Genomic DNA, 11,355 nt, shown 5'->3' on the forward strand with positions numbered 1-11,355 from the left:
AAGGTTCGCGCGCGGCGTTTCGCCATCGGCGGACGGCCGGCGGGGCGCGGCCGTTCCCGCTTGCGCCGAACCGGAGGACGGGCACCTGGACCAATCCCTCGACCTGTTTCCGATCGGCAACTGCGCCGCCAGCGCGCTGATCGACCGGGCGGGCCGCTATGTGTGGGCCTGCGTTCCGCGCGTCGACGGCGACCCGATGTTCTCGGCCCTGCTGTCCGGCGCCGAGCCGGGTGAGGCGGACGGCGTCTGGACCCTCGAGGTGGAAGGCGCGGTGGAGACCCGGCAGGCCTACCTGCGCAACACGCCCATCCTGCGCACCGAGATCCGCAACGCCGACGGCGCGGCGGTGGAGATCCTCGACTTCTGCCCCCGCTACCGGCACCACGGCCGGCAGTACCGGCCGCTGGCGTTCGTGCGCATGGTGCGGCCCCTGAGCGGCGCCCCGCGGATCCGCATGCGGCTGCGCCCGGTGATGAACTACGGCGAGCGGCGATGCTACGAGACCGTCGGCTCCAACCACATCCGCTACGTGGGCGAGGCGGTGACGCTGCGGCTGACCACCGACGCCCCGGTGAGCCACGTCGCGGCCGAGCGGGCCTTCCGCCTCGAGGAGCCGATCGGCTTCTTCCTCGGACCGGACGAGGGCCTGGAGGCCGACGTCTCCACCACCACCCAGAGGATGCTGCGCGAGACGACGGACTACTGGCGCGGCTGGGTGCGGACGCTGACGGTGCCGCTGGAATGGCAGGAGGCGGTGATCCGCGCCGCGATCACGCTCAAGCTCTGCGCCTACGAGGAGACCGGGGCGATCGTGGCGGCGCTCACCACCTCGATCCCCGAGCACGACGCCGACGACGGCGGCGGCCGCAACTGGGACTACCGCTACTGCTGGCTGCGGGACGCCTACTACGTGGTCCAGGCGCTGAACCGGCTGGGCGCGGCCGACATGCTGGAGAACTACCTCGGCTACCTGCGCAACCTCGTGGACCAGGCGAACCGCGGCGACATGAAGCCGTCGGCGATCCGCCCCGAGCAGCGCGCGCTTCCCGGCCTCGACCTGCCGACGGCGGCCTCGGGCAAGGCGGGCCACGTGCAGCCGGTCTACGGCGTCGGGCTCGAGCCCGTGCTGACCGAGTGGATCGCGCCGCACCTGCCCGGCTATCGCGGCATCGGTCCGGTGCGGGTGGGCAACCAGGCGCACGAGCACCTGCAGCACGACGTCTACGGCCAGATCGTGCTCTCGACGGTGCAGGCCTTCTTCGACGAGCGGCTTCTGCGCCCGGCGACGGTGGACGACTTCCGCGCCCTGGAGCCCATCGGCGAGCGCGCCTTCGAGCTGCACGACGAGCCGGACGCCAGCCTGTGGGAGTTCCGCGGGCGCGAGGCGGTGCACACCTATTCGTCGGTGATGTGCTGGGCCGCCTGCGACCGCCTGGGCAACGCCGCCGCGCGCCTGGGCCTCGCCGAGCGGGCGGCCTACTGGAACGCGCGGGCGGCCGACATCCGCCGCACCATCGAGACCCGCGCCTGGAACGCGCAGGAAGGCCGCTTCGCCGCCACCTTCGACGGGGACGAGCTGGACGCGAGCCTGCTGCAGCTGGTGGACGTGCGGTTCCTGCCGGCTGACGATCCGCGCATGCAGGCCACCATGGCGGCCGTCGAGCGCGGCCTGCGCCGCGGGCCGTACATGCTGCGGTACGCCATCCCCGACGACTTCGGACTGCCGAAGACCGCCTTCAACTTCTGCACCTTCTGGCTGATCGAGGCCCTGCACCTGTCGGGCCGCACCGAGGAGGCGCGCAAGCTCTTCGAGGAGATGCTGGAGCGGCGGACGGCGGCCGGCCTGCTGTCCGAGGACATGGCCCTGGATGGCCAGGAGCTGTGGGGCAACTACCCCCAGACCTATTCGCTGGTCGGCCTGATCAACTGCGCCAACCTGCTCTCCAAGAGCTGGCAGAGCATCCGATAGGACAAGGCGCCTCGTCCCTTTCCGGCCGCGGGGCGATGGTGGAGCCGCCCTTCTGAACCGCAGAGATCGCGGAGGTGGCGCGGAGGGCGCGGAGGTCTCTGCGCGCTCTGCGTTCTTCTCTGCGTCCTCCGCGGTTCAATCGAGCGCCTGCGGCGCCCTACGGGCTGGGCGAGCGCCCCTTCCCGCCTGCGCGCAGGGCGTCAGGATCAGTCGCGCCAGTCGCGGCCGAAGCGCTCGATGAGGGCGAAGGCTCCGGGGGGACCCCAGCTGCCCGCGGCGTAGGGCCTGGGCTGCAGGCCCGCCTCGGCCCAGGCGTGGGCGACTCCGTCGACCCAGGCCCAGGCCGCCTCCACCTCGTCGCGGCGGACGAACAGGGTGGCGTCGCCGTGGATGACGTCGAGGAGCAGGCGCTCGTAGGCGATGCGCCGCCGCGCGCCCGGCCCCTCGTAGGTGCGCAGGAGCGAAAGCGAGAGCGGCATCGACTGCAGCCGCATCCCGCCCTTGGTGAGCCCCGGCGCCTTGTTCATCAGGGTAAGGTTGATGTCCTCGTCCGGCTGCAGGTCGATCACGAGGCGGTTGGCCACGAGGTCGTGCGTCGAGGCCTGGCCGAAGATCGAGTGCGGCACCGGCTTGAACTGCACGACGATCTGGGTGCGCTTCTCGGGCATCCGCTTGCCGGTGCGCAGGAAGAAGGGGACGCCGGCCCAGCGCCAGTTGTCGATGTCGACCCGCAGCGCCACGAACGTCTCGACGCCGCTCTTCTGGCCGCGCTCGGCCTCGTAGGCCGCGGCTTCACGGCCCGCCACCACGCCCGCGCCGTACTGGCCCCGCACGGACTTGTCGGCGGCGTCGGCGCGGGTGAACGGTCGCAGGCTGCGCAGCACCTTCACCTTCTCGTTGCGCACCGAGTCCGGCTCCATGTCGGCCGGCGGCTCCATGGCCACGAGGCAGAGGAGCTGCAGCATGTGGTTCTGCAGCATGTCGCGCAGGGCGCCGTACTCGTCGTAGTAGGGCCAGCGCGCGCCGACCCCTTCGGTTTCGGCCACGGTGATCTGCACGTGGTCGATGGAAAGGGAGTTCCAGAGCGGCTCGAACAGCGTGTTGGCGAAGCGCAGGGCGATCAGGTTCTGGACCGTCTCCTTGCCCAGGTAGTGGTCGATCCGGAAAATCTGGCTCTCGTCGAAGATGTCCGACAGCGCGGCGTTGATCTCCCGCGACGTGCCGAGGTCCCGGCCGATGGGCTTCTCGAGCACGATGCGCGAGCCCTCGCCGGCGACGCCCGCCACGTGCAGCGCCTCGCAGACGCGCCCGTAGAGGCTGGGGGAGATGGCCAGGAAGAACAGGGGCCGCTCGGCGCCCTCGAGCGCCGGCTTCAGGAGCGCGGCGCCCTCCGGGGTCGTGGCGTCGGCGCCCACGTAGTCCAGCCGCGCGGCGAAGCGCGTCCAGGCCGCCTCGTCGATCTCCTCGGCGCGCTCGTCCAGCACGCGCCGCACCGTCTCCACGAAGGCCTCGCGGGTGAGCTCGCCGCGCGCCGTCCCGACGATGCGGACGCCGGGCGGCAGGAAGCCGTCCACGTCGAGGAAGAAGAGCGACGGCAGCAGCATCCGCCGCGACAGGTCGCCGGTGGCGCCGAAGAGGACGATCGCGTCGGACTGAGGCGTGTCGGGCATGCCCTGGAGAGAGCGCGGCCGGGCCGACGGGTCAAGCCTGCGGCCCCCGCGCGCGGCCCGGCCCAGGATCAAAACCGCCCGCGCAGCGTTCTGGGCAGGTCGGTCTGGAGCGTGATGTCGTTTGAAGTCGCAGTCGTGACGCCACCCGCCCCGAAGCCCCTGCGGCTGTCGGAGGTTTCGCTGTTCCTGGATCTCGACGGCACTCTGGCGCCCATTGCGCCCCGGCCGCAGGACGTGAGGCCGGACCTGCGCCGGACGCGCCTGCTGGTGCGCCTGGGACGGGCGCTCGAGGGGCGGCTCGCCGTGGTGAGCGGCCGTACGCTCGAGGACATCGACCGCATCCTCGACGGCAGCATCCCGTGCGTGTCGGCCGTCCACGGCCTCGTGCGCCGCGACGCCGACGGCGAGGTGCGCCGGGTCGAGCCCCATCCGGGCCTGGCGCCCGCGGCGCAGGCGTTGCGCGCCTTCGCCGGGCGCGATCCCGGCCTGATGGTCGAGGAGAAGGGCGCCAGCGTCGCGCTGCACTTCCGGCTGGCGCGCGCCCGCGCCGCGGAGTCGCGCCTGCTCGCGCGGCGCCTCGCGGCCGAAACAGGACTGACGCTGCAGGAGGGCGACATGGTGGAAGAACTGCGCACGCCCGGTCCGTCGAAGGGTGACGCCATCCGCGACTTCATGCGGCAGGCGCCGTTCGCCGGGTCGGTTCCGGTGTTCGCCGGCGACGACGCCACCGACGAGCACGGCTTCGCCGAGGTGGCCCGCCAGGGTGGCTTCGGCGTGCTGGTCGGCCGGCCGCGCGAGACCCACGCGCTGTTCGGGCTTCGCAACGTCGAGGACGTCCTGGCCTGGCTGGAGTCGGCGCGATGACGGCCCCGCAACGCCTCGTGGTGGTGTCGAACCGCGTGAACCCGCCCGCGGCCCAGGGCGAGGAGAGCGTCGGCGGCCTGGCCATGGCCCTGGCGGCGGCGCTGAAGCAGTACTCGGGCGTATGGTTCGGCTGGTCGGGCCAGACGACGCCCGAGTTCACGGGCGAGCTCAACATCGTCGAGCAGGGCGGCGTCACCACGGCCACCGTCGATCTCGAGGAGATCGATCTCGACGAGTACTACAACGGCTACGCCAACAAGACGCTGTGGCCGCTGTTCCACTACCGCACCGACCTGGCCGCCTTCGACCGCGCGTTCGGCGAGGGCTACCGGCGGGTGAACCGGCGGTTCGCCGAGACCCTGCGCCCGCTGATCCAGCCGAACGACCTGATCTGGATCCACGACTACCATCTGATCCCGCTGGCGCGGGAGCTGCGCAGGCTGGGGGTGAAGAACCGGATCGGCTTCTTCCTGCACGTGCCGTGGCCGGCGCACCAGGTGATGATCAACCTGCCCCGACACCGCCAGCTGGTGGAGTCGATGTTCGACTACGACCTCATCGGTTTCCACACGGCCGAGTACCAGCAGGCGTTCGAGGAGTACGTGCTGAACGAGGCCGACGGGGTGACCCTGCCGCCCGGCCGGCTGCGCGCCTTCGGCCGCACGGTCGAGACCGGGAGCTTCCCGATCGGCATCGACGTCGACGACTTCGCCCGGATGATGAAAAGCGGGCGGGCGCGGCGGATGCGCGACCTGATGACGGCCTGCACCGTGTTCCGCCACCTGATCGTCGGCGTGGACCGGCTGGACTACTCCAAGGGCCTGGAGGAGCGGTTCCTCGGGTTCGAGACGTTCCTGCAGCAGAACCCCGACCTGCGCCGCGAGGTGCTCATGCTGCAGATCGCGCCCCCCAGCCGCGAGTCGGTGGAGGCGTATCAGGAGATCCGCGGCCGGCTGGACGCGCTCTCGGGCCGCATCAACGGCGAGTTCGCCGACGTGGACTGGGCGCCGTTCCGGTGGGTGAACCGGAACTACCGCCGCGACGAGCTGGCCGGCATCTACGGCGCGGCGCGCGTGGGGCTGGTGACGCCGCTTCGCGACGGCATGAACCTGGTCGCGAAGGAGTACGTGGCGGCGCAGGATCCCGAGGACCCCGGCGTCCTGGTGCTCTCGCGCTTCGCCGGCGCCGCGCGCCAGATGGAAGAGGCGCTGCTGGTGAACCCCAACAGCCCCGAGGACATCGCCGACGCGCTGAAGCGGGCGCTGAGCATGGAGAAGGCCGAGCGCGTCCGGCGCTGGCAGGCGCTGTACGAGAACGTGGTCCGCGAGGACGTCACCGCGTGGCGCGACAGCTTCGTCGCCGCCCTGGCCGACGAGGGCGCGGTCCGCCAGGGGCTGGCCGTGTGATGGCCGACAAGCTGGCCCGCTATCGGTCCATGCGGGACTTCTCCAAGACCGCAGAGCCGGCGGGCGCCGACCGCACCACGGCCTCGAAGCGGCTGCGGTTCGTCGTGCAGAAGCATGCGGCGACACGGCTGCACTACGACTTCAGGCTGGAGCTGGACGGCGTCTTCCTGTCGTGGGCGGTGACCAAGGGCCCGTCGCTGAACCCGGCCGACCGGCGGCTGGCGGTGCAGACCGAGGACCATCCGCTGGACTACGGCGACTTCGAGGGCACGATCCCCAAGGGCGAGTACGGCGGCGGCACGGTGATGCTGTGGGATCGCGGCTACTGGACCCCGGAGGGCGACCCGCGGGTCGGGCTCAGGAAGGGCGACCTGAAGTTCACGCTGGACGGCGAGCGGATGAAGGGCTCGTGGGTGCTGGTGCGCATGAAGCGGCGCGAGCGCGAGACCCGCGACAACTGGCTGCTCATCAAGCACCACGACGGCTGGTCGGTGGACGCGCACGGGGAAGCGCTGGTGGAGGCGGAGACCGACTCGGTGGCCTCGGGCCGCCCGATGGAGGCCATCGCCGAAGGCAAGGGCAAGGGGCCGAGCCGCTTCATGACCGGCAAGGGCCGCGCCTCGGGCAAGGACGTCTGGCGATCGAACCGCGCCGACGACACGCCGCCGGAAGCGGCGCCCGCGAAGGCGGCGAAGGCTAAGGCGGCCAAGGCGAAAGCGGCGCCGGGCCGCCGCGCCGCCGCCCTGCCGGGCTTCGTGCCGCCTCAGCTCGCGACGCCGGCGGCGCGGCCCCCGCAGGGCGCGGGCTGGGCGCACGAGATCAAGTTCGACGGCTACCGCCTGCAGCTTCGCGTGGAAGCGGGCCGGACCACGCTGAAGACCCGCAAGGGGCTCGACTGGACCGCCAAGTTCCGCGAGATCGCCGCCGACGCGGCGGGCCTGCCCGACGGGATCTACGACGGCGAGGCCTGCGCGCTGGACCACAACGGCTCGCCGGACTTCCCCGCCCTGCAGGCCGCGCTCTCGGACGGCAAGACGCAGGACCTGATCTTCTTCGCCTTCGACGCCCTGTTCCTCGACGGGGAGGACCTGCGCGAGCGGCCCTTGAGCGAACGCAAGGCGCGCCTTGCCGCGACGCTCGAGGCTGCGGGCCGGACGCCGGCCAGGCGCATCCGCTACGTCGACCACTTCGAGACGGCGGGCGATGCGGTGCTGCAGTCGGCGTGCCGCATGTCGCTGGAGGGCATCGTCTCGAAGAAGCTCGACGCGCCCTATCGCTCGGACCGCACCGGCGCGTGGCAGAAGTCGAAATGCCGGGCGGGGCACGAGGTGGTGATCGGCGGCTGGACCGGCGAGCCCGGCCAGCTGCGCTCGCTGCTGGTGGGCGTCCATCGCGGCGACAAGCTGGTGTACGTCGGCCGGGTGGGCACGGGCTTCGGGCGGGACAAGGTCGCCCGCGTGCTGCCCAGGCTGGAGGCGGTGGCCGCCGACCGCAGCCCGTTCACGGGCCCGGGCGCGCCGCGCAAGGCGGGCGACATCAACTGGGCGAAGCCGGACCTGGTGGCCGAGATCGAGTTCGCCGGCTTCACCGCGGACGGCAACGTCCGGCAAGGCGCCTTCAAGGGCCTGCGCGAGGACAAGCCCGCCCGCGAGGTGGAGGCTGAGCCGCCCGAGCCCGTCGCCGAGGCCGAGCTCGCGACGCCCGCGCCGCGCAAGACGCCCGCGGCGGCCGGAAACGTCGTGCTGGGCGTGACGATCTCCAGCCCCGACAAGGCCCTGTGGCCCGACGACGGCAAGGGCCGGCCCGTCACCAAGCTGGACCTGGCGCGCTACCTCGAGGCCGTGGGCCCCTGGATGATGCCGCACCTCAAGGGCCGGCCCTGCTCGATCGTCCGAACGCCCGACGGCATCGGCGCCGAGCGGTTCTTCCAGCGCCACGCCGGCAAGGGCTCATCGGCGCTGATCTCGGAGGTGCAGGTCTTCGGCGACCACAAGCCCTACCTCCAGGCCGATCGGCTGGAAGCCCTCATCGCGCTGGCGCAGATCGCGGCCACGGAGTTCCACCCCTGGAACTGCCAGCCCTTCCAGCCCGAGGTCCCCGGCCGCCTGGTCTTCGACCTGGACCCCGACGAGGACATCCCGTTCGAGCGGGTCATCGAGGCCGCCAGGGAGGTCCGCGAGCGCCTGGAGGCGGTGGGTCTCGCCGCCTTCTGCAAGACGACGGGCGGCAAGGGGCTGCACGTGGTCACGCCGCTGGCCGACGGGAAGGGCGAGACCGACTGGAAGATCGCCAAGGCCTTCGCCCAGGACATCTGCCTCGCCATCGCCGCCGACGCGCCGGACCGCTACGTGGTCAACATGTCGAAGGCCAGGCGCAAGGGACGGATCTTCCTGGACTACCTGCGCAACGACCGCATGGCGACGGCGGTGGCGCCGCTGTCGCCTCGCGCGCGGCCGCTGGCCCCGGTGAGCTTTCCGCTGACCTGGACCCAGGTGAAGAAGGGCCTCAACCCCAAGGCCTGGACGATCCGCACCGCGCCCGCCGCGCTGGCGAAGACCAAGGCCTGGGCCGACTACTTCGACGCCGAGCGGCCGCTCGCCGAGGCGATCAGGCGGCTGAAGGGGGGCTGACCCCGGCGCCGCTCACGACGCGCGGACGAGGTTGTCGGCCATCCAGCGGACGCTGAAGTCCACGAGGTCACGGGCGTCGAGGAGCTCGGAGGCGGCGTCGCCCACCCGGCCGCGGGCGCCGGCGCCGGTGGCGAGATAGGCCTCCAGGATCAGCTTGAAGTAGTCCTCGCCGTCCCAGGGCACGATGCCGTCGCTGTCGTCGAGGCAGGCGACGGTGCGCCGCACCGGCCCGCCGGGGGCGGCGACCCAGCGCTCGCGGACCACGCGGCGCTTGTCGGGGACCGGCGCGAGGTACTCGGCGTAGTGCATCAGGGTCACCGTATCCGGGTCGGCGCCCAGGCGCAGGACCGCGCCGTCCAGCCCCACCAGCCGCGCCAGGGGCGAGCCGGGGCCGAAGTAGTCGTCCCAGGGCGCGTCCTGCAGCAGGGCGCCCGCGAGGCCGCCGCGGGCGCCGAAGCGGCCTTCCGGGTTGTCGGTGACGATCGTGCCCGGCGCCGTACGGAACGCCTCGGCGAGGCGCCCGACGTCCGGATCGACGGGGCTGGTCAGGGGATCGAACGGCTCTGGGCCGTCCGCAGAGCCCATCACCATCAGGAGCCCGCCGTGGGGCCCCACGGCCTTGTCGAGCGCGGCCACGACGCCGGCCGTGCCGCCCGCCACGGGTCCGATCCGGCGCAGCGACGCATGGACCATGACGGCCCGGCCCGGCGCGACGCCCAGCCTGGCGAGGTCGGCGGCGACGTCGTCCGGCGTCCGCAAGCTCAGCCCTCGTAGCCGTCGACGATGTAGACGCGGCTGGTGGAGGTCGCCTCCCGGATCGGCAGGATCGCGCGGTACTCGGGGGACTCCCGCCACGCGCGGGCGGCGGCGCGGCTCTCGAAGCGCAGGACCACCAGCCGTTCGGGCGGCGTGGGGCCGTCGACCGGCTCGGGCGCGCCGCCGCGCACCACGTAGGCGCCGCCGTACTTCGCCAGGATCGCGGGGACCTGGCTCGCGTAGGTCTGGAACCGCTCGGGCTCGGTGACGACGATCTCGTTGATGACGTAGGCGACCATTCCGCCACGGTAGAGCGAGTTCGGGCCGGGATGAACCTCGGGGCGGATCGGCCACGACACAATCGCGCAACAGCCGGCGGCTAGTCGGGGGCAAAGACCACCTTCTCCGGGGGGAGACATGATCCGTCGCACCGTGGCCGCCCTGGTGGCCCTCGGCCTGGCCGTCGCGCCGCTGGCCGCGTGGGCCCAGGCGCCCCAGGCCTACCAGCCGCCGTCCGCCGCGCCCGCCGGGGAGCCGGTCACGCTGAAGATCCGGCAGGGGTCGCTGAAGGGCGCCCGCGCGGACGGGGTCGACCACTTCTACGCCATTCCCTTCGCGCTGCCGCCGGTGGGCGACCTGCGCTGGCGCCCACCGGGCGCGGCCCCCGGCTGGACCGGCGCGCGCGACGCCACCAAGGCCCCGCCGAGCTGCCAGATGGTGGAGGATTGCCTCTACCTGAACGTGGTGCGCCCCGCGGGCGCGAAACCGGGCGCCAGGCTGCCGGTCATCGTCTGGATCCACGGCAGCGCGTTCCGGGTCGGCCAGGCGATCGGCGCGTTCGGCGCCGACACCGAGGGGACCGAGTTCGCGAAGAAGGGCGTCATCGTGGTGGGCGTGAACCACCGCCTGGGCCGCGCCGGCTGGTTCGCCCACCCGGCGCTCAGCCGGGAGCCGGGGCTGACCGCCAACTACGGCAACATGGACCAGATCGCCGGCCTGAAGTGGGTGAAGGCCAACATCGCCGCCTTTGGAGGCGACCCAGGCAACGTGACCGCGGTGGGCGAGAGCGCCGGGGCCATGTCGATCCTGAACATGATGATCTCGCCGGAAGCCCGCGGCCTGTTCCAGAAGGCGGTCGTGGAGTCCGGCTTCGCGCGGACCGGGCCGACGCCCCGCGCCGAGGCCGAGGCCAACGGGCTGAAGCTGGCCCAGGCCGCCGGGGTCACGGGCGACGGGCCCGAGGCGGCGGCGGCCCTGCGCAGGCTGCCGCTGTCGGCGCTGGCGGGAAGCGGCGGCGGCGTCACCGCGCCGGGGCGGCCGTTCCCGATGATGGACGGCCGGCTCTACGTCGAGACCGTGATCTCGGGCTTTGGGGCCGGACGGCAGATGAAAATCCCGCTGATCATCGGGGGCACGTCCAACGAGGCCAGCCTGACGCGGCCCACCGCGGCCATGTTCGACGCCCTGCCCGCCGACCGGCGAGAGGCGATCCTGAAGGTGTTCGATCCGCAGGGCTCGGGCGACAAGGGGCGGGTCATCAACGACCTCGTCACGGTCAGCACGATCACCGAGCCCGACCGGGCCCTGGCGCGGCTGCATGCGAAGGCCGGCAACCCGACGTGGCTGTTCTATTTCTCGTACGTCCCGGCCGCCGAGCGCGCCCGCAAGCCCTATGGCGCGGGCCACGTGGACGAGGTGCGCTTCGTCTTCGGCCAGCCGCGCGCGCGGTTCGCGCCCGAGGACCTGCCCCTCACCGAGGCCATGAACGCCTACTGGGCCAACTTCGCCAGGACCGGAAACCCCGGCCGGGCCGCAGGCGTGACCTGGCCCCGCTTCGACCTGGCCGGCGAGCGCCAGATCGAGTTCGGCGCGGAAGGGCCGCAGCCGCGCAGCCATTTCCAGAAGGCGTGGCGCGACTACGTGGAGGCCGGGGCCCGCTAGGGTGAAAACTCGATCAGCTTGTTGATGGTGTTTGCCAAATCGTGATTCAAGCTCTGCGGAGGTGGATCATGAGCAACGAATTCTGGTTCAGCGACGAGCAGTGGGCGAAGATCGAGCCG

The 11,355-nt window shown here is 72.3% G+C and carries 8 protein-coding genes; 5 read left to right on the top strand and 3 right to left on the bottom strand.

Features of this window, described 5'->3' with window-relative positions:
• Window positions 1-85: 85 nt before the first annotated feature.
• On the top strand, window positions 86-1,969 hold the full coding sequence (locus tag AC2D8W_RS21945) for a glycoside hydrolase family 15 protein (RefSeq protein WP_484673326.1): 1,884 nt from the start codon (window positions 86-88) through the stop codon (window positions 1,967-1,969).
• 206 nt (window positions 1,970-2,175) lie between these two features.
• On the opposite strand, the gene zwf is transcribed toward AC2D8W_RS21945, so the two are convergent.
• A complete protein-coding gene (gene zwf / locus AC2D8W_RS21950; RefSeq protein ID WP_484673320.1) occupies window positions 2,176-3,639 on the bottom strand; it encodes a glucose-6-phosphate dehydrogenase in 1,464 nt (487 codons plus the stop codon).
• Between the two features lie 135 nt (window positions 3,640-3,774).
• Here zwf and otsB point away from each other — a divergent pair, with 135 nt between their 5' ends.
• From otsB to ligD, 3 genes are read left to right on the top strand one after another with little or no spacing between them, the layout of a single operon-like run.
• Window positions 3,775-4,503: a trehalose-phosphatase gene (gene otsB / locus AC2D8W_RS21955; protein WP_293483463.1), complete on the top strand. Its 729-nt coding sequence runs from the start codon at window positions 3,775-3,777 to the stop codon at window positions 4,501-4,503.
• Complete coding sequence (gene otsA, locus AC2D8W_RS21960; RefSeq protein WP_484673321.1) at window positions 4,500-5,909, top strand: alpha,alpha-trehalose-phosphate synthase (UDP-forming); 1,410 nt, start codon at window positions 4,500-4,502, stop codon at window positions 5,907-5,909. Before otsB ends, otsA begins: the two co-directional genes overlap by 4 nt.
• Window positions 5,909-8,539: a DNA ligase D gene (gene ligD / locus AC2D8W_RS21965; RefSeq protein ID WP_484673322.1), complete on the top strand. Its 2,631-nt coding sequence runs from the start codon at window positions 5,909-5,911 to the stop codon at window positions 8,537-8,539. Before otsA ends, ligD begins: the two co-directional genes overlap by 1 nt.
• 12 nt (window positions 8,540-8,551) lie before the next feature.
• Here ligD and AC2D8W_RS21970 read toward each other — a convergent pair whose 3' ends face one another.
• Both AC2D8W_RS21970 and AC2D8W_RS21975 read right to left on the bottom strand, forming a co-directional pair.
• Window positions 8,552-9,298 (bottom strand): AAC(3) family N-acetyltransferase, encoded by a 747-nt coding sequence (locus tag AC2D8W_RS21970; protein WP_484673323.1) that lies wholly within the window; start codon window positions 9,296-9,298, stop codon window positions 8,552-8,554.
• Window positions 9,299-9,300: 2 nt separating this feature from the next.
• Window positions 9,301-9,594, bottom strand: coding sequence for a DUF1330 domain-containing protein (locus AC2D8W_RS21975; RefSeq protein WP_293483455.1), 294 nt, complete (start codon window positions 9,592-9,594; stop codon window positions 9,301-9,303).
• A 118-nt stretch (window positions 9,595-9,712) separates the two neighbouring features.
• Here AC2D8W_RS21975 and AC2D8W_RS21980 point away from each other — a divergent pair, with 118 nt between their 5' ends.
• Window positions 9,713-11,236, top strand: a complete 1,524-nt coding sequence (locus AC2D8W_RS21980) for a carboxylesterase/lipase family protein (RefSeq protein WP_484673324.1) — start codon at window positions 9,713-9,715, stop codon at window positions 11,234-11,236.
• Window positions 11,237-11,355 lie beyond the last annotated feature (119 nt).

This window comes from Phenylobacterium sp. T106 (genome assembly GCF_057219735.1).

Bases quoted from the DNA above. Each gene is read 5' to 3' on its own strand.
- zwf (WP_484673320.1), bottom strand. From the start codon at position 3,639: ATGCCCGACACGCCTCAGTCCGACGCGATCGTCCTCTTCGGCGCCACC.
- otsA (WP_484673321.1), top strand. From the start codon at position 4,500: ATGACGGCCCCGCAACGCCTCGTGGTGGTGTCGAACCGCGTGAACCCG.
- ligD (WP_484673322.1), top strand. From the start codon at position 5,909: ATGGCCGACAAGCTGGCCCGCTATCGGTCCATGCGGGACTTCTCCAAG.
- AC2D8W_RS21975 (WP_293483455.1), bottom strand. From the start codon at position 9,594: ATGGTCGCCTACGTCATCAACGAGATCGTCGTCACCGAGCCCGAGCGG.
- AC2D8W_RS21980 (WP_484673324.1), top strand. From the start codon at position 9,713: ATGATCCGTCGCACCGTGGCCGCCCTGGTGGCCCTCGGCCTGGCCGTC.